At 46.7% G+C, this 19,247-nt stretch carries 18 protein-coding genes, 1 CRISPR repeat array and 1 riboswitch; of the genes, 6 read left to right on the top strand and 12 right to left on the bottom strand.

Features of this window, described 5'->3' with window-relative positions; all coding sequences use genetic code 11:
• Positions 1-375: 375 nt before the first annotated feature.
• From ftsX to ftsY, 3 genes are read right to left on the bottom strand one after another with little or no spacing between them, the layout of a single operon-like run.
• Positions 376-1,356, bottom strand: a complete 981-nt coding sequence (gene ftsX, locus EMM73_RS03610) for a permease-like cell division protein FtsX (RefSeq protein ID WP_127685097.1) — start codon at positions 1,354-1,356, stop codon at positions 376-378.
• A complete protein-coding gene (gene ftsE, locus EMM73_RS03605; RefSeq protein ID WP_127685096.1) occupies positions 1,353-2,036 on the bottom strand; it encodes a cell division ATP-binding protein FtsE in 684 nt (227 codons plus the stop codon). The genes ftsX and ftsE overlap by 4 nt, the downstream gene beginning before the upstream one ends.
• A 2-nt stretch (positions 2,037-2,038) precedes the next feature.
• Entirely contained in the window at positions 2,039-3,238 is a 1,200-nt protein-coding gene (gene ftsY, locus EMM73_RS03600; RefSeq protein ID WP_127685095.1) for a signal recognition particle-docking protein FtsY, read from the bottom strand.
• An 84-nt stretch (positions 3,239-3,322) separates the two neighbouring features.
• On the opposite strand from ftsY, the gene rsmD reads away from it, so the two are divergent.
• Entirely contained in the window at positions 3,323-3,916 is a 594-nt protein-coding gene (gene rsmD, locus EMM73_RS03595) for a 16S rRNA (guanine(966)-N(2))-methyltransferase RsmD (RefSeq protein WP_127685094.1), read from the top strand.
• Between the two features lie 176 nt (positions 3,917-4,092).
• Here the strand turns inward: rsmD and EMM73_RS03590 are convergent, their stop codons facing one another.
• From EMM73_RS03590 to EMM73_RS03580, 3 genes are all read right to left on the bottom strand, one after another.
• Positions 4,093-4,323 (bottom strand): hypothetical protein, encoded by a 231-nt coding sequence (locus tag EMM73_RS03590; protein ID WP_127685093.1) that lies wholly within the window; start codon positions 4,321-4,323, stop codon positions 4,093-4,095.
• Between the two features lie 498 nt (positions 4,324-4,821).
• Positions 4,822-5,190 (bottom strand): DUF3718 domain-containing protein, encoded by a 369-nt coding sequence (locus tag EMM73_RS03585; RefSeq protein WP_127685092.1) that lies wholly within the window; start codon positions 5,188-5,190, stop codon positions 4,822-4,824.
• Between the two features lie 169 nt (positions 5,191-5,359).
• Positions 5,360-5,443, bottom strand: a riboswitch (cyclic di-GMP riboswitch).
• 107 nt (positions 5,444-5,550) lie between these two features.
• The gene (locus EMM73_RS03580; RefSeq protein ID WP_127685091.1) at positions 5,551-6,183 is read right to left on the bottom strand and encodes a YjaG family protein; all 633 of its coding nucleotides are present in this window, start codon (positions 6,181-6,183) and stop codon (positions 5,551-5,553) included.
• Positions 6,184-6,351: 168 nt separating this feature from the next.
• Between EMM73_RS03580 and EMM73_RS03575 the strand changes: the two genes are divergently transcribed.
• Complete coding sequence (locus tag EMM73_RS03575; RefSeq protein WP_222422590.1) at positions 6,352-6,750, top strand: DUF2721 domain-containing protein; 399 nt, start codon at positions 6,352-6,354, stop codon at positions 6,748-6,750.
• Here the strand turns inward: EMM73_RS03575 and EMM73_RS03570 are convergent.
• From EMM73_RS03570 to EMM73_RS03555, 4 genes are all read right to left on the bottom strand, one after another.
• Complete coding sequence (locus EMM73_RS03570) at positions 6,747-7,325, bottom strand: DUF3833 domain-containing protein (protein WP_261373316.1); 579 nt, start codon at positions 7,323-7,325, stop codon at positions 6,747-6,749. The genes EMM73_RS03575 and EMM73_RS03570 overlap by 4 nt on opposite strands.
• Positions 7,326-7,379: 54 nt before the next feature.
• Positions 7,380-10,604, bottom strand: coding sequence for a PAS domain S-box protein (locus tag EMM73_RS03565; protein WP_186435114.1), 3,225 nt, complete (start codon positions 10,602-10,604; stop codon positions 7,380-7,382).
• Positions 10,605-10,738: 134 nt separating this feature from the next.
• Positions 10,739-11,383 carry a response regulator transcription factor gene (locus EMM73_RS03560; RefSeq protein ID WP_127685089.1) on the bottom strand — a complete coding sequence of 215 codons (645 nt, stop codon included), beginning with the start codon at positions 11,381-11,383 and terminating at the stop codon, positions 10,739-10,741.
• Positions 11,380-12,513, bottom strand: a complete 1,134-nt coding sequence (locus EMM73_RS03555; protein WP_127685088.1) for a sensor histidine kinase — start codon at positions 12,511-12,513, stop codon at positions 11,380-11,382. The genes EMM73_RS03560 and EMM73_RS03555 overlap by 4 nt, the downstream gene beginning before the upstream one ends.
• A gap of 156 nt (positions 12,514-12,669) precedes the next feature.
• Here EMM73_RS03555 and EMM73_RS03550 point away from each other — a divergent pair, with 156 nt between their 5' ends.
• The 4 genes from EMM73_RS03550 (at position 12,670) to EMM73_RS03535 (ending at position 17,526) form a co-directional block, all read left to right on the top strand.
• Positions 12,670-13,407 carry a hypothetical protein gene (locus EMM73_RS03550; RefSeq protein WP_127685087.1) on the top strand — a complete coding sequence of 246 codons (738 nt, stop codon included), beginning with the start codon at positions 12,670-12,672 and terminating at the stop codon, positions 13,405-13,407.
• A 347-nt stretch (positions 13,408-13,754) separates the two neighbouring features.
• Positions 13,755-14,990 (top strand): CRISPR-associated ring nuclease Csm6, encoded by a 1,236-nt coding sequence (gene csm6 / locus EMM73_RS03545; protein ID WP_127685086.1) that lies wholly within the window; start codon positions 13,755-13,757, stop codon positions 14,988-14,990.
• Positions 14,990-16,222, top strand: a complete 1,233-nt coding sequence (locus EMM73_RS03540; protein WP_127685085.1) for a Card1-like endonuclease domain-containing protein — start codon at positions 14,990-14,992, stop codon at positions 16,220-16,222. Before csm6 ends, EMM73_RS03540 begins: the two co-directional genes overlap by 1 nt.
• A gap of 542 nt (positions 16,223-16,764) precedes the next feature.
• Entirely contained in the window at positions 16,765-17,526 is a 762-nt protein-coding gene (locus tag EMM73_RS03535) for a hypothetical protein (protein ID WP_127685084.1), read from the top strand.
• Here EMM73_RS03535 and EMM73_RS19985 read toward each other — a convergent pair.
• Both EMM73_RS19985 and cas2 read right to left on the bottom strand, forming a co-directional pair.
• Positions 17,523-17,684, bottom strand: coding sequence for a hypothetical protein (locus tag EMM73_RS19985; RefSeq protein WP_186435113.1), 162 nt, complete (start codon positions 17,682-17,684; stop codon positions 17,523-17,525). The genes EMM73_RS03535 and EMM73_RS19985 overlap by 4 nt on opposite strands.
• 118 nt (positions 17,685-17,802) lie before the next feature.
• Positions 17,803-18,651: a CRISPR direct-repeat array (repeat unit 35 nt; unit sequence GTCTTAATCCCGTCATAACCGGGCAGTGATCAAAC).
• 319 nt (positions 18,652-18,970) lie between these two features.
• Positions 18,971-19,246, bottom strand: coding sequence for a CRISPR-associated endonuclease Cas2 (gene cas2 / locus EMM73_RS03530; protein ID WP_127685083.1), 276 nt, complete (start codon positions 19,244-19,246; stop codon positions 18,971-18,973).
• Between the last annotated feature and the right edge of the window lies 1 nt (position 19,247).

Raw genomic sequence — 19,247 nt, 5'->3', positions numbered from 1 at the left:
CCAGAAATTAAGATCTGTGTTCATGATAAAAATACCTCAAGGCCAGATCTGGAGATCAACAGGCGAAACGCCAACTTTGATGAGAGCAGGGTTTTAATCCACTATGTCACTCTCTGCTCGCCTTCAAGCAGATCTTATTCATGCTGCAGATTGGCAGTTATTGCTACCCTATCGTCAAATACACTGCAAACTCCCAGCCAGACAACCAGCCTTTGTTACAGGAATTATCGCAATAACTCAGTAGAAGCCCATTGCGCTGAACGCCAGATGGGCTGGAGAGAGGACTATAACTTTGTGAGAACCATCACGCTGATCAGACAGAGTATTTTTCGGACTACGACCAACACATGCTATGACCGTCGGCCTGCATCTGAACTAAAGCCCGGTGGCTTCAATTTGACTGATATTGCGCCGCACGGCCAGCAGAGAGCCAAAAAATCCTAAACTGATCGCCACCAGCAATAAATAGCCAAGTTCTGCCAGGCTCATAGGTTGTAAGCTGAAGCTGCTCTCATACAATTGAGTAACACCCCTGATAGCGTGCTTTAACCACCATAACAGCAACTCTTCGATTAAAAAGGTCAGAATACCACCAAAAAAACCCAGCCAAATACCAGTGTACAAAAAAGGACGTTGAATATAACTGTTGGTTGCCCCCACCAGCTTCATCACTTCAATTTCGTCTTTTTTTGTCAGGATCATAAGTCGAATGGTGTTTCCCACCACTAAAAGCACTGCGATCATCAGTAATAACGCCACCGCCATAGCCACCTGACGCACTAAACTGACGATAGCATCCAGCCGTTCCAGCCAACCGATATCCAGTTTTGCCAGCTCTACGTAACGTTCTTGTTTTAAAGCGTCCAGTAACGCAGAAGCAGCAAGACTAGACGTATTTTTTGGACTCACCAGCATCACATGAGGTAAGGGATTGTCTTCAATATAACTAAAAGCCTCGCCAAAACCAGATTCAGCAGTAAATTCCGCCAAAGCCTGGCCTTTATCGATAAACTGCACATCTGCTACTTCTGGATTCGCCTGCAATAATGCTATGAGTTCAGCAATCTGAGTCTCATTGGTGTCGGCTTTTAAAAACAAACTGATTTGAGCCGCCTGATCGATACTACTACTGACCTGTTGCAGGTTTTTCACCATCAAATGCAAAGTAACAGGTAAAGTTAAACTCACCCCCAATACGGCCACAGTTAATAAAGAAGAAGCCGGAGTTAACCATATTTCACCTAAGCTGGTTATAGCCTGACGAACATGATGCACCCAAAACATCACAAATCTGTTCCACAAGTTTTGCTTAACGGCTGTGGCGCCAGTGGCACGGCCCTGAAATAAAATACTCATTCGTCGGCTCCGGAGTATGTTAAGCCATCGTTGATCATACGGCCATTTTTCAGCGTCAGGGTACGGTATCGCATGCGAGCTAATAAACTTAAATCGTGACTGGCAATCAGCACAGACACGCCCACCTGATTAAAGGCTTCAAATACATTCATGATGTCTTTGGATAAATCCGGGTCCAGGTTACCCGTTGGCTCATCGGCTAATAATAAAGGCGGGCGATTCACCACAGCGCGGGCTATACCTACCCGTTGTTGTTCACCACCAGATAAGGTGTGAGGTAAGCAACGCACTTTATCCAGCAACCCTACTTTATCCAAAGCCGCATGCACTCGCTTAGTCATGTCTTTGCCGCTAAAGCCTTCAATCACTAAAGGCAAAGCCACGTTATCAAACACACTATGGTTCATCAGCAGTTTATGGTTCTGGAAAATCATGCCTATATCACGACGAACATAAGGCACCTGACCTCTGTTGACCCGGCTTAAGTCGACACCGTTAATAAAGACTTTGCCTGTGGTTGGACGCTCAATCAGACTGATCAGTTTTAATAAGGTACTTTTACCAGCGCCAGAGTGCCCTGTTAAAAAAGCCATCTCACCTTTTTCCAGATGAAAACTAACCCTGTCGAGCGCGACAAAACCACCGCTATAACTTTTTGTGACTTGCTCAAAACGCAACATAATCAGAGATCCCTGGCAAACAATGCCTTGATAAAGTCTTTACTATCAAATACCCGCAAGTCGTCTATGCCTTCACCCACACCAATGTAGCGAATAGGTAATTTAAACTGATCGGCGATGGCAAAAATCACACCACCTTTGGCAGTACCATCGAGCTTGGTTAAGCTGATACCACTAATATCCACAGCTTCTTTAAATAACCGCGCCTGGCTTAAGGCGTTCTGGCCTGTGCCAGCGTCCAGCGTCAACATCACTTCATGCGGTGCATTGGCATCTATTTTTTTCATCACGCGAACAATTTTTTTCAACTCTTCCATCAGATGCGCTTTGTTTTGCAAGCGACCTGCAGTATCAGCTATCAATACATCAATACCACGGGCTTTGGCCGCCTGATAAGCATCAAAAATTACCGATGCACTGTCGGCGCCGCTGTGCTGAGCAATAACAGGTATCGCATTACGCTCGCCCCAAACTTGCAATTGCTCTACTGCTGCAGCTCTGAACGTATCGCCAGCGGCTAACATCACCGACTTGCCTTGCTGCTTAAACTGCTGGGCCATCTTGCCAATAGTGGTGGTTTTACCTACACCATTGACACCCACCATCAGAATAACAAAAGGACCATCAGCTCCTTTTAATTGCAATGGTTGCTCTACTTCATCTAACAGCAGCGCCATTTCATGTTGTAGCTTGCCATACAAGGCATCGGCGTCTTTTAATTGCTTGCGATCGGCGTGCTGCACCAGCTGTTTAATCAGTTTCTGACTGGTGTCTACACCCACATCGGCCATTAACAGCTGAGTTTCTAATTCTTCGTATAAGTCGTCGTCAATTTTTTTACCTGAAAACAAGCTGGCTAAACCATTGCCTAAATTTTGACTGGTTTTCGTTAAGCCTTGTTTTAAGCGGGCAAAAAAGCCCGGACGTTCAGCAGGTTGGGGCTGTAATTCGGTCACAGCAGCAACAGTTGCAGAGGGCAAAGCAGCGGTTTGAACCACTTCAGGTTTTACTTCCACTACATCCGACGCTTCAACAGGCGCAATGATTTCTGTGATTTCCGTCCTTTCAGTGAGCTGCACGACTTCAGTGTCAGCCTGAGGTTCTGTCGGCTGGATCCGCTGTTCTGCTGCATTTTCAACAGGCACAGCCTCTGTTTTTTTACCAAAACCAAGCCAGGAAAAGAGTTTATTTTGCTTTGTCATAAAGGTCGCTGCCAGAAGATCCGAAAACTAGGGTAAAATTGATTCATATAGTACCATCTTTAAGATGCAGGACAAAAATACTCAATGAAAACAGCAAAGGGCCGCAGCACAACTGCGACACATCAGGGACCGGGTTTTGTCAGGCTAATTAGTGGCCGTTGGAAAGGCAGACGTTTACCCGTGCTGGATGCTGCAGGTTTAAGACCTACTTCAGACAGAGTGAAGGAAACCTTGTTCAACTGGCTGATGCAGGATGTAGCAGGAAGTACTGTGCTGGATTGTTTTGCTGGCAGCGGCAGTTTGGGTTTAGAAGCTTTATCACGGTACGCCGATTTTGTAGTCTTGCTGGAAAAGGAAGCCAAAGCGGCCAGCCTGCTAAAGCAGCATCTGACTAGTCTGGGCAGTACACAAGCCGAAGTACTACAAACAGATACCTTGGTATGGCTGAAAAAGCCTGCTGTGCGCCAATTTGATTTAGTTTTTATTGACCCGCCTTTTCGCCAGAATATGGCCGTACCCTGCTGCCAGGCTTTAGTCGAACAAGGTTGGCTTAAGCCCGGAGCTTTGATTTATCTGGAAACGGAAAAAGAACTGGCGCTGGATCAACTGCCGGCAGACTGGGTATTGTTAAAGGAAAAAGTAGCTGGGCAATTGGCTTATCGCCTTTGGCAAGCCTGATATGGAACAGATTGAAGAGGATTAACCGTTACGCTAGGGGATTGGCAAGACTCTCTCACTTCTGTGACAAGCTGCTATAAGCGATTTAACGCTCGCAGCACAGGCCGAAACCCGCGCAGCGGTTGAGGTCCAGGCCACGCAGTGGCCGATTGTGACTGCGCTTGTTATATAACATGCTAGTTTTTACCACCGATAAACTTGCCGATGGCAATTAATATTGCCCCAACAACTAATGCCGGTAACCTAAATTTGGCCCAATCAAATGAGCTTTCATCAGTAGGCGCAATTTTTAAGTAAGAATCATTAGATGACGATTGAAGCGCATCAACTGGCAAGACGTCTACCGCAAAGCCTGCAACCGCATATAAAAGAACTAAACAGCCAACGATGACCAGGGCTTTACTCACTTGAATCTGCCTCTTGTTATATAACATTTGTATATTGTGCCGGCACGCATCTTCTGGTTCTACCAAATGACCAACCAGTGTTAACTTATTGATAAAAAATATTAATTACAATCAAACACTGCTAGCTTCAGCCAAAAGCGTGCTGGCACTTTATTGCTTTTATCTGGCCTGTTATTTTTAGGTTGGTCCACGCTAAGTATCTAAATTAAAGTGTTTTTCCTTCTTCAGCAACAGATAAATGTGCCCGTTGCTGTACTCAAAGCATGCCAGTTTTATAGTGGAAATAAATAACACTGTGCATTCGTCCATATCTGCAACGAAAGTTGGTGGTTGGTGGTTGGTGGTTGGCAGTTGGCAGTTGGCAGTTGGCAGTTGGCACAATGCTAACAGTGTCAGATCATTTATAAGCCAGTGCATATGATCCTTAGTACTTAGCATGCGGATTTAGAACTGACAAAAAAGGCGCCATCAGGCGCCTTCTTTTTATAAAAAATTTGATTAGCTTGCGCTACGGGCCTTGATAGCTTCCAGTATTGGAGAAGCTGCAAAACCGTTGCTTGCTGCCCACTCTAAATCACCTGATGCTGCAACCTGGCTGCCTGGTAACTGCTTGATGATGAATTCAGCAGTATCAGCTGCATTGTGTTTGATTGCATGACGGACCAGAGGTAAACCGTCACACATAATACCGTCATACACGTTCTTTAAACGCATACGGTTATCAGACAGTGTTTTACGCAGGTTGTTTTTGTTGTTATCAGCCACATAAGAGCAGATAGACTGAACCATTTGCTCGTTAGCAGATGCAGTTGGAACAACAAATTGAGCAGCAGCGATAGTGATTAAAGCAACAAATTTAAATTTCATAATAAGCTCCGGTGTTGGCTAACACTGACCATAGGATCAGGCTGATTGGTCTGTATAAACAGGCTGAAACTTCAAAAACAGCATGTTAGCTGTTGTTTATCAGCGAACACGAAAGGAGGAGCTTTGGTACCAGAAACTGGTGTAGATGCGTCCTACGTAATCATTAGATTACGGCAGCCCAGCCATCATAGGTTTCCCCTTAGATCTGCAGCTTTGCGTGTACTCCCTTTCGGGAGACTTGCCTTTCGAGCGCGCGCATTTTAAGCAGTGACTGTTTATTATGCAAGAATAATTTTAAGGCTTTTTGAAAAAGTTAAGGCATTGACTTAAAAGCAACTATTCTTCCAGACAGCAAGACTTTTAGCCGTCTGCATTTTGACTATCAGCAGCAAGTTCCATCCCGAGATTGCTTAAACCTTGTTCACGTACCCAGGCTTTTAACATTTGCACCTGCTCACGCTGAAAACCGTCATTTAATGGGGTCACCAGTTCGATGAGTTCAGCAAGACAGTCCATTTCATATTCCATCAGCTCGTGATCGCGCACCCACTTTTTTAATTCAGCTTCAGTGGTAATGTCGATGTTTTCAGCCTGATACTCAATTAAGCGGGCCACTGAGGCCTGTGAAATTTTGGCGACGTTGACAAACTCTGTCGCATCCTGTGACAAAATGCCGTTGAGCATGGAGTCCAGAGCCGTTGCTGTATCAATAGCAGGGTACACACCAAACATATCAAATTGGCTTTGATCCGGTGTTGCAAGTTCTAACTCGTTGCATAAACGCTCAAAGTTAATCTTCACCTTTTTAACAAAAAGCCATTCCCACACCAGGTTCAGAATATCACGACACAACTTAGCGTCACCAAAACCTGTCACTTCACTAAACAGTTGATAGTTGGGCAGCATGCGTTCCAGCAGGGTGGCAGCTATGGCCGCTTGCTGATAAAACCCCAGTTCACGCATGTTCTGGAAGTTATTTGCTTTTTGTTTCATTTTTCATCCGTTCTGGTCTGGCACTTCTGGCTGCGCATCATACACAACAGATGCTGCTCAGAAAACTCTGTTATTTTTGTCCAGTGTACTACCAGCAAGCCACCAATGCGAATATGATCAGGATCTTAGTCCGCCTTTATCTAGTCTACTGTCAATACAGGTGATTTTATGTCGATGACCATGACGACTCCCGCTTTGCTTTTTCCGGCTATTTCTTTACTGTTGCTGGCCTACACCAACAGGTTTTTAGTGCTGGCGCAGCTTATTCGTCAACTCAACACCCGTGAAGGTGGGACAGTACGTGATATGGCGAAACGCCAGATAGAAAATTTACGACAACGCATGTTCCTGATACGCTCAATGCAGCGTTGGGGCGTGATCAGCTTTGTACTCTGTACCTTGTCGATGTTTTTTCTGTTTATGCAGTGGGGATTAGCAGGTCAAATTGCTTTTGCTGCCAGCCTCGGCAGTTTAATGCTGAGTTTACTGGTGTCTTTATATGAGATCCAGATTTCGTGCAATGCGATTAAAATAGAATTGGAAAGCATGGAACAAGAGCAGACTTAACTTGCTGCTCTTAATTTTGCCAGTTGTTGCTCTAATGCACTGCAATTTGCTGCAGGATCCTGTTGCTGAATAGATAAAATGATCTCCCCCACAGGCAAGCCAAATTTATATAAAGTCGACTGGTTCATTAATTGTTGTGGCGTAACGAGATAAAGCCAGTCTTCTACTTTTACTTCAATAATCCCATCGCCATCCGGAATTTGTAATACATATTCCCAATACAAGGTGTTACCGGCCTGTTGCCCTGTTGCCTGACCTGTAACATCAGCAGCTGAGCCTGTAACCTTACCCTCTTTATCTACCGCAAGTTGCCAAATCCGTTGCTCTACCCTGCCATCACTAAAATGGAACAACTCAAATAAAGTACCGGTGTTGCCTTGCCACTGTCCACAAAGTTCTGCTGAAAAACGCACACTTTGTTTGCCCTGCCAGTTTTTCACAACACCGTACGCATGAAGAGAACCACTGAAGTAATCAGGTAAGTGAAACACTGGGCTTTGTTGCTGATAGTCCTGGACCTGATGACTACAACCCCACATCAACAGCGGGGCAAATAACGCTAGAAAACGCATCATAAAAAATTCCTTGATTTGTATAAGCATGTTATACGGCATTCAGGTCTGTCTGGGTCAGTCCATAACTAAAGCAAAGCAACAATAAAAAGTCGCCCCCTGACCTTCAACAGATTCAAAACCAATACGTCCATTCATACCATGCACCAGCTCTTTTGAAATAGCTAAACCAAGACCTGTGCCACCTGTTTGTCTGGTATCTGAAGCATCAGCTTGGGCAAAACGCTGAAAAATACGGTCGCGAAATTTCTCCGGTATGCCAGGCCCCTGATCAATCACTGCAATTCGTAGCATTTGAGCTGTCTGGCTCAGTTCGATTAGCACTGTGGCTGCTACTGGCGAAAACTTAATCGCATTACTTAAGAAATTAGATAACACCTGAATAAAACGTTTCGCGTCCACTCTGATCCTGGCGTCAGCCACTGTTGTCTTGATGCTTAGTTGTATATGCCGCTCCTGAGCCATGATTTTATTCGCATCCAACGCTTGCTGGATCAGTGGCAAGACCAACTCCACCTCCAAATCAAACCGCATTTTTCCTGCTGCTATTTTTTCAGTATCAAGCAAATCATTGATCAATAAGGTTAAGCGCTGACAGTTCTTGTAGGCAATACTGATCAGATGAGTAGCTTTTTCCTGCATTTCACCCATAACCCCAGCATTCAGTAAACCTAAGGCTCCGGTGATAGAGGTTAATGGTGTGCGAAGTTCATGACTGACAGTAGAGACAAATTCGTTTTTGAGTCGCTCAACCCGCTTACGGTCGCTGATATCACGCAAAGTACAGATATAAATAAGACGCCCTTGCCGTCGGATCACAGATAAAGCCATTTCCATTGCAAAAATACTGCCATCCGCACGCAATCCATCTAATTCACGATTGCATCCAAGCAATGGTTTGACACCGGGCGTAGGTAAATAGGCCTGCTCAGAGTCCTGGTTCTGCCGCAATACTGATGGTAATAGTCTGGTGGCGTAATGCCCTAAAAAATCCTCTGCTTTACATCGGAATACAGTCTGGGCCGCAGGGTTCATACTGGCTATACGGCCATTCTCATCAATGGTTATAATGCCGTCCACCACATTGTTTAAAATGGTTTGTGTGTGTTGCGCATATTCTTTGCTGATTTGTTCAGCGTCTTTACGCTGAGCTACTGAAAGAGTTTGAGCCATCACCGCAGCACTGGCGCTGACAAAAGCCTCCTCGTCGGAATGCCATTGCCGTTGAGGTCCTATATGCTCAAGGCATAATACCCCTACCACTTTACCAGCTATTATAATTCCAGCATCGAGCATAGAGCTGATACCTAAAGGTTTTAGATAAAGTCCAGCAAATTCACGGGTTAAGGGATCCTTCACTGCGTCATTGGCACAAATCCAGCCGCGTGAAGCGATAGCAGAAAAATACTGAGGGTAATCCGACTTTCGTAACAGCAACTGACCCAGTTGCTGTTCGCCATCACTCTGATGCAAAGCAAGGCAAAACATTTCATCACCTTGCTCAGACAACATCCAGACACTGACTCTATTACAAAGAAGAGCCGAAGAGGTAGAACGTACCAGATGTTTAGCAAAAGCCAGGCTATCTCCGTTAGCAACAGCTTCATCAACTACAAGTTGAGCCAAAGTACTGCGTTGACGCAAAGTACGGTCCTGACTATCTTTTTCTGCTGATTCAGACTTTTTCTTGCTACTGATATCCAGACAAATCAGCACAAATCCTGTTAGCTGGCCTTGTTCGCTGAACACAGCATCACATTCCAAACTCAACCAGCAGCCTTGACCTGAAGCGTTGTAACAGAGGAGTTCTTCAGAAAAACCTACGCTCTGATGAATCGCCTGATGAATTCGCTCAATGACTAAAGCATCAGCCTTTTGAGCGGCCAATACGTCAGTGATGGCTTTGGTCTGAAGATAACTGGTTTTGTAGCCTGATAAACGTTCATAAGCAGGATTCACCCATTCAATCAACCCAACTGGGTTAGTTACTATGACTCCATTACTGGTTCGACTGACAACCAAAGACAGGCGATCCAGCGAAGCCGTGCCCTGCTCTACTTTATATTCCAGTTGTAAAAAAGCGTCGCTGAGTTTGGTCGCCATCAGATCAAAAGACTGGATCAGCCCATTAAGTTCATAAACTGGAGTCTGAAAGAGTTCAACATCTGTTCTGTCGCCGCTGGCCAGCAGATCGGCACGCCGATGCAAGGCCTCTATAGGCTGAACCAGCTTGCGACTTAATACAAAAATCAGCAGCGCTCCCACGATCAAAGCTAACAAAATTAACCACAGTGCCTGCAGAGAGTTTTCATCCACAAAACTCATCAGCTGTTGCTGCGGCAAAACCACGGCAATGCGAAGTTTTAAGCCTTGTGGATCATTGAATTCGCTAAAATTAAGCAAATAATGCTGCTCATCGAGCTCAAATTGTTGCTGCCCTTTGCTTTGCTGTAAGCCGTTGAGCGCAGCAGCAGCCTGTTGCAATAAAAGATTCTCACTTTGACTGGCCATCAATTGAGTAAATACTGCACCACGCTTGCTAACCAGCGGCGCTTGAATCGAAGAGGCAATCAGATGTCCTTGCTGATCAGTAATAAAAATCATACCATCGCCTTCTACAGGCTGAGCCTGCAGATACAGCTCCAAATGACGCAGACTCATGTCGGCGGCAATAACGGCTTGTAACTTCCCTTGTTGATCATAAGTGGGCCCAGCCAATCCAACCCCAAGACCGTCATAAGCCTGGTACTTATAGATGGGATACCAGCTCGGTTTACCTTGTTGCACCGCATACTGAAACCAGGTTCGGGTTCTGACATCGTAAGGTATGCCCTGCTCTAAAATAGCTCCAGGTAGACCGACCTCCCGCAAGGTATATCGCACACGAACCAGGTCTTGCTGATTAATGGAGCTGATAAGCGTCAGCTTTCCATCGCCAACATCACGGTTCACGGCAAGATAGCGACCATTGGCAAACCCCACTGAGACGTAGGTTAAATAAGGTGCACTACGGATTTGCACTGTCATAAAACGAGCCAGATCCTGCTCTGACCCTAAGTCAAGAATTCCGCTGTTAATAGATTGTAAAGTAGAATCCAACACAGTTTTTGGCACTTCTAATAAGTAGTGCATATGTGAGTTCACACGAAGACTGATTTGATCTGCTAATTTTTGGCCATAATGCGAGGCGGCCTGTTGGCCGTTGAGGTAAGAAATCAAGCTGACCAGGCCGACTGTCAGGATAAACAGCAACAAAACAGGCACTGTAAAAAATAACCGCAAGGAGATCCCTTGGTGCGAAGAACGCTTTGACCGCATAAAGACAAAAAACTCCGGATCTAGACACAAGGAACGACAGTTCCAGTATAGCGATAATTATGGCTACAACCGCAGCTTAAATCAGCAACTTAGCAATTTTAATGGATCAAACCTAACTCCAAGGCAAGCAGTACAGCCCTGGTTCTGTCACGCACACCTAACTTAGCCAAAATACTAGAGATCTGATTTTTAATGGTGCCTTCGGATTTATACAAAGCACTGGCTATTTCTTTATTGGCATAACCTGATGCCATCAACTGCAAAATTTGCAGCTCTTTGTCCGACAATTCTTCAATAGCAGCAGGACGGGGGAAATTACTGACCGGACTCAGACCGGATAATAAACGTTCTGTAATAGTGCTTTGAAAACAGGTGCCGCCTTGCTGCACCATCTGAATAGCAGACACTAAGCTGTCCAGCGATACGTCTTTGAGCAAATAACCTTTGGCTCCCAGCTGGATGCTTTTCAGAACCAAATCATGCTCTTCAAAGGTGGTCAGAATAAGCACAGGAGTTTTCAGTTGCTGCTGCTTCAGCAGCTCCAGTGTGGCAATACCATCGACTTTAGGCATAGATAAATCTAATAAAATCACATCAGGCTGATGTAGTTGCACTAACTCCACCACTGTTGAGCCATCCTGAGCTTCCGCTACAACCTCTACTGAACCAGATAACTGCAATAAACTTTTAATGCCCTGACGGATCAACATTTGATCGTCGACTAATAACACTCTTAATGTCATACCACCAATCCTGCAGGTAAAGTGACCTGTAAATGAAAGTGATTGTCTTTGAGCTGCCACACCAAAGTCCCGTTGCAGGCAGCGACCCGCTCCTTCATGCCAGTTAAACCGTTGCCAGGCTTCCAGTCTGGCGCTACTTTGCCATTGTCATATATAGCTAACTGTAAAACGTCCTCTACCGGTTTGATCAATAAATAAAACTCTGTGGCCTGACTGTGCCTTAAGGTATTGGTCAGCGCTTCCTGCACAATCAGCAGTAATTGCTGAGCAACTTTCACATCAGCCAGTTCGACACCTTGCGGACAATCCCAATGCACTCGAACACCAGGAACTGCAGTCAGAAGCTTTTCCAGTGCCTGATAAATAGAAAACTGCTGGTGTTCGCGCAAAGCGCTGACAGCTTCACGCACATCAGACAGCAGCAATTTGGCGATCTGATGGCATTGGTCCACTTTAACCTTGGCCTCGCCCTGAGTTAAATGCCCTGCTACCTGCAGATTAATAGTCAAAGCTGTTAAATGATGCCCCAGCACATCGTGCAGGTCGCGGGCTATACGGGTCCGCTCCTGCTGCTGAGATGCTACCATCAGTAAATCCTGAGTGGCCAACAATTGCTGATGAGCATGTTGCAACTCCTGTTTAGCCCGTTGTTCAGAACGGGCTTGATTTGTCATCAAAAGAGCAAAAAAGTGAAAACTACTGAACAGGAGCCCGGTGATCCACAAAGAACGCTGTTCTAAGGCCGAATCTACGCCATACCATAGCGACAGCAAGGCGACAGTGATTATCACCGCTGTTCGCATAGAAACCAGATAAGGCAGAACTGAGACCCAGATAATGCTCAGGATAGCCAGATAATCCAGAGGCAGCAGCCAATTTAATGCCAAAGCAGACAATAGCTGTAGCAGGTAGCAACAGAGCGCAAAGGGGGAAATGGAACCATGACGCTCATCATTGCGAGTCGTCAGGAAAAAACAAAGGCCATTGAGCAAAAATAAGGGGACAACCCAGGGCCATAAAGACCAAAGTTGTTCTTTAGGCCACATCAGCCACAGGCTCAATACAAAGACTAAAAACCAGGTCAGCACTCCAGCCAACACATCCCATGCTATTGAATTGTTTCGTTTCATCACTGATTAAAACCTTTACTGAACCACCATGCAGTATGCCTGATTTCAGTGATGGCTCAATAGGCCAAAAGTCACAGTACAAAATCCTGACTAATGGCACCTGCGCCACGGCGTTGGAAGTTTTAGTCTGAGTGCATCTGCTGAAGGAGAAAAATCATGTTGATGTTACATAGCCTGTTATTAAAACTACATATTGCCTTAGGTGTCATTGCACTCTTCTTGTTCTGGATACCTATGTTAAGCCGCAAAGGCAGCGCATTGCACCGCAGCTCTGGCCGTTATTATGGCCATATCATGAAAGCTGTAGCGCTGAGTGGTTTAGTGATGACCTGTATGGTCTGGTTTGACCCTATAGCGATTAAAGGTGCCAGCTTAATGGCAGACGGCCAAATCCCGCAGCGTAAATTAGACTTTTTTATGATGCTGAATCTGTTTTTGTTTTTGCTGAGCCTGCTGACCTGGGTCACGATACGCCATGCCACAGGCAGTCTGTTATGCAAACAAAACCGCGATCCGCTGAAACACTGGACTTATCAGGCGCCCGTCTGGTTACTGAGCCTGATTGCCCCCTATGCGGCCTGGCAAGGTTTTGTCTTTAATATGCCATTGGTGATGGTATTTGCTGGTATTTCCCTCATCACCTGTTTTGGCATTCTGAACTACCTGCATACAACAACAGTCACAGCCAATCGCTGGCTGATCGAACATGCCGCCGCCATGCTGGGCTCTGGCATAGCCGCCTATACCGCATTCTTCGCCTTTGGCGGCAGGACTTTGTTTGCCGACGTATTACCAGGCTATTGGATGATGTTGCCTTGGTTACTGCCAAGCCTTATCGGCGTACCTACTTCAATCTGGTATAAACGTCGTTTATCACAAGGTGCCAGAGTCTAAAAAAGTGTATTGACCACTACAGGGTAGCGGTCTACTGGCATAAAGAATTCCTATTAATCTGGTTGCCAAACCGCATCTGACTGAAAGAAACATGAGCGTGACAGGCCAGTGAATAACTGCCTGTCGACACAACTGAGTCAGAGTTTCCGCCAGCCACAGACCCGGCAACAATAGAAAGCTAAAGGCAACACCACCTTTTGCCTTGATCAAATCTGTTCAATAATTGCTCAACCCATGTTTTTCCGTTATTTTAATTTTTCTATGTACTGACAAACTTGTCTGTCAGCTGAAGCTCAAGGATAACGCGATGATCTGCCCCACAGATCAGTAATGAAAAAGGATTTGCCATGGTCAACCAAACCCTTTTATTAGCCGTCACTGGCTTGTCACCTCAAGTGGTGACAGAAACCCTGTACGCCATAGCTCAGCAACAACTGGAATGGCCGGACCGAATCCTTATCCTCACCACCAAACGCGGCAAGCAGGAAGCACGCCTGGGGTTATTGGTGTCCGGCCAACTGGCTGCGCTCTGCCAGGAGGTTCAGCGGCCTATGCCGGTTTTTGACGAGCAGGACATACTGGTGATCCCAGACGCTGCAGGCAACGCAGTGGACGATGCCCGCACGCTAGAAGACCAGGAAGCCTTAGCCGATTTTATTACCGCGCAAGTGGCCAGCTTAAGTGAAAACCTTAGCCAGCGAATTCACGCCTCTATTGCCGGTGGCCGCAAGACCATGACCTTTTACCTGGGTTATGCCATGACCTTATTTGGCCGCCCTTTCGACCGGCTCAGCCATGTGCTGGTGTCTGAACCGTACGAATCCATCCCCGATTTTTATTTTCCAACCCGGCAGAGCAAACGTATTGTGGCGCGCGACGGCCGCCAGCTCGACGCCCGTGATGCCGAAGTTACACTGGCGGAAATCCCTTTTATCAGCCAGCGCAGCATGGTCAGCAGCGCTTTGCTGCAACAATTCAGCCGGGTGTCTTATGTCGAGCTTATCCGTTTACTGCAACTGGCGCAGCAACCAGGCCAATTACAACTCAGGTTTTGCCATCACAGGCATCAACCCCAAGTCTGGCTGAATGACGTATGCCTGGACTTCAGTAAACGCAAACTGGAATTCGCCTTTTGGGCTATGGTAGCCCGGCCTCGCGGTGCTGACGAGGATGTCAGCATTGAACGGCCGGTCGATGAGCTGAGTAAAGCGCTGGTCACCAAGTTGTATCTTGCCGAGCTGGCTGAAATGGCGGGTTTAGCACTCAACAGCCGCCAGCTTGGCCACAGCCTGGAACTGCTGTACGACCACGACCTGCTGGAGCAAAAAACGCTGGAAGCCTTGCAGAGCAACGAGGGCATGAACGGCAGCTTTTTTGATACCCGCCGTACCAACTTAAAAGAATTTCTGCATAGCCAATTGCCCTCAGCGCTTACCGAAGTGCTGATGCCGGCCATTATCCAGCGGCCCGACGGCAGTAAATTGCAATTTGGCCAGTCCAGCCAGCGCGGCAGTTACGGCATGTGGTTAGCGCCAGAACAAATTCAGATGCAACAGATGGTCGACACCAGCAAGGAGGACTAATGCGTATTCATTTAGTGGTGGTCACAGGCCAGGCGATGGCCAACTTGTTACCTTTGCTGCATAACCCTCCCGATGTCATTGCCTGCCTGACCACCAAAGAAATGGCGGCCAAACAACAGGCGCTGCATAAATTAATTCAAAGCAGTGACGCCTTAAGCCAGTGCACAGTGCTCGACTTTGCCGGTTTACCCTCCAGCAATGTGCAAAAAATTCAGGAATTTGGCTTGGAATGCAAAGCCAGTCTGGAGCAGCAGTACCCAAATGCCAGCTTTGATTTTGACACCACAGGCGGCACCAAATTGATGGTACTGGCGCTGGCCACCGTATTTAACGACAGCGATTGCCGCCAGCTGTATTTAAACAGCGATATTAACCAGCTGGAATATATTTTGCCGCTGAACCAGCCACCTGCTTATGTAGCTGGGCTGCTGGACAGCAGCGCCTACCTCAAAGCCACTGGCCATAGCAGACGGCGCGCCCAGTCAGACCAGCCCGACTGGCTGGACCAACTGCAGCACTGCAAAGCCCTTAGCTTTGCGCTGGCCACCCAACTAAATAAAGAACCCGACCTGACCGCTCAACTGATTGGCCAGCTGAATAAATTAGCCGCCGACGTGGCCAGGCTGCCGGAGGCCAACTACCCGGAACAACAGCTATTTAGCATGCACTCGGCCTTTAAACCTTTATTGGCGCAGATGCAGCAATGCGGCTTGCTGCACTGGCAGGCCGACAACGCCAAAAGCATTCGTTTTGCCAGCCACAGCGCCTTGCTGTATTTGCATGGTGGCTGGCTGGAGCAGTATTTTTACCTGGTGTGCCAGCAATTAGGGCTGGCCGACTGCCATGCCGGGGTAGAAATTACCAACGACCAGAACCACAAAGCCAATATCCGCAATGAGCTGGACGGCCTGGTGTGTCACAACAACCGCTTATTGCTGGTGGAATGTAAAACAGCCCGTCTGGGTAAAGACAGCCTGAAAGACAGCCAGATTATTTACAAACTCGACAGCATCGCCAGCCAAGTTGGCGGCCAGTATTGCAGCCGGGTTTTGTTATCCGCCCTGCCGGTAAACCACCAAACCCAGGACCAGCACAAAGTCTTTGTCCGCGAAAACGCATTAGCCCGCGATATTCATGTGGTGGAAGGCGCCGAGCTATTACAGCTCAAAGATAAACTCGCCCAATGGCAACAAAAAGGCGTCTGGCCAAACACTGGAGCACAAGCACGATGAAACTAAACGCTATGTCTGTAAAAAATATACTGGGGTATGTGGTTACGCCGCTGATGCTGATTAGTGTGGGCTATTTTGTCGCTGTTTTGCAGGGCTACCTAAAGAAACATTTAAATGATAACGGTACCCTGGCCTTGGCTGTGGGCTTGTTACTGTTACTGCTTGCCGTGCTGACAATCCTTACTTATTTCAAGCAAAAACAGCATAGCGCTCAACAAACCGCCGGCGGCCTGTCCATTTTAATACTGCGAAGCTGCGCCTTGATCGTGCTGGCTATTTTATTGGGTACCATGATTGGCTTATCCGGCAATTTACTGCTGCCCTTTCTTACCTCAACGATCAACCACCAAAGCTTGAGCGTTTTATTGCTGCCCTTGTTGGGATTGATGGTCATAGCAGACTATAAAAGCTACCGCTCTCCATCTGCGTTTTATTTGTTGGGCGCAGGTTTTATTTGCTCTGTCACCAGTTACTGGTTACCAACGCTCGCCAATTGGTCGTTTCTGGCCATTATCACGCTATATAGCCTGAAGCTCTTTTATATGATCAGCCGTCATTTAATCCAGCCTTACAATAAACTGGTCAACAAAAAAACTACACCTAAAACACATTTGATACTTTTTTTGTCACCACTTCCAAAAACGTTTAGAAGAAGTCAATCTACAGAAGACGATACCAGCACTTTTCCTTTACTCGACGAGTTTAAAGAGAGAGCGGAAAATTGGCGAAAAATGGATAAGTCAATGGAAAATCAGGGAATAAACTGGGAAATGTCCTACCGATCAATTCACAGCCAGCTTTTCCCTTCATCGGACCTGCCCAGCAAATTACAGCAAGTCATTGTCGCCCTTTCCGCACCATCGAAAAACAAAAAAGGTGATAAGGTTGACGGTAGCGCCGCCATGGTTGCAGAGTTTTTTGAGGGCCTGCAAGCCCTGATGATGCTGTGGAACGTTAGCCAGCCACCTCAACTTAAACTGTTAATAAAGCGAGAAAACAGTTCAGAAAAGCCTTTTGAGCTGACTACTTTTGAACCAGGGAAAAACTATGAGATGCTAGGTATTAATAGTGCAGATTTTGAAGAAACCAGTGCTGCAGTATTTTTTGCGGTGCATACCTTAATACAACAACAGGTTACTGAGTCAGATATTGTGATTGATATTACCGGCTGGCAAAAACATACTTCTGTCGCCGGTGTTCTGGTGGCGACAGTCACAGATGTTCATAACCAATACGTCGACACTAATAGCAAAGAAGTGATTAGCTACGACTTCACCTTTAACGACTTTACTAAATTAACTTAGCTATCCACCTCAGCACTGGGCCTGGCTAGCCAGATTGTACAGGCCCACAGCGGAATATCCGTGGGTTGCAACTGCAGCAAGATTGGCAATGTAAGCAACACACTTATCACTTCAAGGCTGTTAAAGCGGCTTAAAAATAGCTGCAACTCAATCCGCATGACTCTTCTCCTTTCAATGCAAATTCAGTCAAAAGCCTACCGACAACGGCCTTATCTTCATCCCGAACAAACTTGTGTTAACGCTGAATACAGCAGATGGATCTCTGAAAAGGAAATACGGCTAATCCCGTCATAACCGGGCAGTGATCAAACACAACAGGAAGGGCGTGTGAAGCGTGTTCGTGAGTCTTAATCCCGTCATAACCGGGCAGTGATCAAACACAACAGGAAGGGCGTGTGAAGCGTGTTCGTGAGTCTTAATCCCGTCATAACCGGGCAGTGATCAAACCTCCATGACTGACTGCTGGTACTACCCAATAAGTCTTAATCCCGTCATAACCGGGCAGTGATCAAACGCTGCTCTGTATAACTCAACCTCCTCAACTGAGGTCTTAATCCCGTCATAACCGGGCAGTGATCAAACATGGCGGGTGTGGTTTTCTCAGCAGGCTTAGGCCGACTTAATCCCGTCATAACCGGGCAGTGATCAAACGCTGCTCTGTATAACTCAACCTCCTCAACAGAGGTCTTAAACCCGTCATAACCGGGCAGTGATCAAACGATGGTGATTAAAACCATCCTGCGCGACGCAAGTCTTAATCCCGTCATAACCGGGCAGTGATCAAACATGGCGGGTGTGGTTTTCTCAGCAGGCTTAGGCCGTCTTAATCCCGTCATAACCGGGCAGTGATCAAACCTCACGTTCTATCAAAGCTATGCTGGCGGCAGAGTCTTAATCCCGTCATAACCGGGCAGTGATCAAACGAGTACACCCATGAAAGCACTTCTGATGCACGGTCTTAATCCCGTCATAACCGGGCAGTGATCAAACACAAAAAATGAACTGTTGAGCCTGCGGGCTCAGTCTTAATCCCGTCATAACCGGGCAGTGATCAAACTGAAAGGTAAAATTTCAAGGGCCTTCTTAGAAAGTCTTAATCCCGTCATAACCGGGCAGTGATCAAACTCTAGCCTCTGGAGGCCGTGCCAGTCAAGGGCTGCAGACCCCAAAGTCGGTGCGAAACGAAAAAATTCCCGAATAACCAAACAAAACCAGTCATAAATCACCATTTCTCACTAAAAACCCCAATTATTGCTAATAAAAACAACGGCCTGCGCCAAAGTCGAAAAAGGGCTGAAAATGCCAGTTTTAGCGCTAAAAACGCCCTTGCCGGCACGGCAATTTGCAATACTGTTTTGCAATTTCAGCGCACGCTGCATTTTTTAACCACAAACCCAGCTTACAAACGGCGTAATGATTCGCTGCCATAACCTGCGGCCAACCGCTAAGTGACCAGCCGGTAGTCCTGAAAATACAGCACTGTGCCTTGCCCATCAGCCATACGGCGGCCTAAATCTTTGCCACAGAGCGGAATATAATGCAGCCGGTCGGGCAGCTTGATGACTTTCGCCACCTGCGTTTTAAGCTCACTGAGCTGCTGGCCATGTAAGCGCAGTTCAAACACACTAAACTGCACCCGCTCGCCATGCTGTTGCAGCAGTTTTACCACCTTACGCCGTCGTTTATCGTCACTAATGTCAAAGCAGACTAACCAATGCATT

This window comes from Rheinheimera sediminis (genome assembly GCF_004005375.1).
Classification (GTDB): domain Bacteria; phylum Pseudomonadota; class Gammaproteobacteria; order Enterobacterales; family Alteromonadaceae; genus Pararheinheimera.
Note: the sequence above shows the minus strand (reverse complement) of the source record. Positions and strands in the feature narration are given on the sequence as shown.

Bases quoted from the DNA above. Each gene is read 5' to 3' on its own strand.
- cas2 (WP_127685083.1), bottom strand. From the start codon at position 19,246: ATGCATTGGTTAGTCTGCTTTGACATTAGTGACGATAAACGACGGCGT.
- EMM73_RS03570 (WP_261373316.1), bottom strand. From the start codon at position 7,325: ATGATGCGTTTTCTAGCGTTATTTGCCCCGCTGTTGATGTGGGGTTGT.
- ftsY (WP_127685095.1), bottom strand. From the start codon at position 3,238: ATGACAAAGCAAAATAAACTCTTTTCCTGGCTTGGTTTTGGTAAAAAA.
- ftsE (WP_127685096.1), bottom strand. From the start codon at position 2,036: ATGTTGCGTTTTGAGCAAGTCACAAAAAGTTATAGCGGTGGTTTTGTC.
- EMM73_RS03560 (WP_127685089.1), bottom strand. From the start codon at position 11,383: ATGACATTAAGAGTGTTATTAGTCGACGATCAAATGTTGATCCGTCAG.
- rsmD (WP_127685094.1), top strand. From the start codon at position 3,323: ATGAAAACAGCAAAGGGCCGCAGCACAACTGCGACACATCAGGGACCG.
- EMM73_RS03575 (WP_222422590.1), top strand. From the start codon at position 6,352: ATGTCGATGACCATGACGACTCCCGCTTTGCTTTTTCCGGCTATTTCT.
- EMM73_RS03555 (WP_127685088.1), bottom strand. From the start codon at position 12,513: ATGAAACGAAACAATTCAATAGCATGGGATGTGTTGGCTGGAGTGCTG.
- EMM73_RS19985 (WP_186435113.1), bottom strand. From the start codon at position 17,684: ATGCGGATTGAGTTGCAGCTATTTTTAAGCCGCTTTAACAGCCTTGAA.
- EMM73_RS03540 (WP_127685085.1), top strand. From the start codon at position 14,990: ATGCGTATTCATTTAGTGGTGGTCACAGGCCAGGCGATGGCCAACTTG.
- EMM73_RS03580 (WP_127685091.1), bottom strand. From the start codon at position 6,183: ATGAAACAAAAAGCAAATAACTTCCAGAACATGCGTGAACTGGGGTTT.
- EMM73_RS03550 (WP_127685087.1), top strand. From the start codon at position 12,670: ATGTTGATGTTACATAGCCTGTTATTAAAACTACATATTGCCTTAGGT.
- EMM73_RS03535 (WP_127685084.1), top strand. From the start codon at position 16,765: ATGATCAGCCGTCATTTAATCCAGCCTTACAATAAACTGGTCAACAAA.
- ftsX (WP_127685097.1), bottom strand. From the start codon at position 1,356: ATGAGTATTTTATTTCAGGGCCGTGCCACTGGCGCCACAGCCGTTAAG.
- EMM73_RS03585 (WP_127685092.1), bottom strand. From the start codon at position 5,190: ATGAAATTTAAATTTGTTGCTTTAATCACTATCGCTGCTGCTCAATTT.
- csm6 (WP_127685086.1), top strand. From the start codon at position 13,755: ATGGTCAACCAAACCCTTTTATTAGCCGTCACTGGCTTGTCACCTCAA.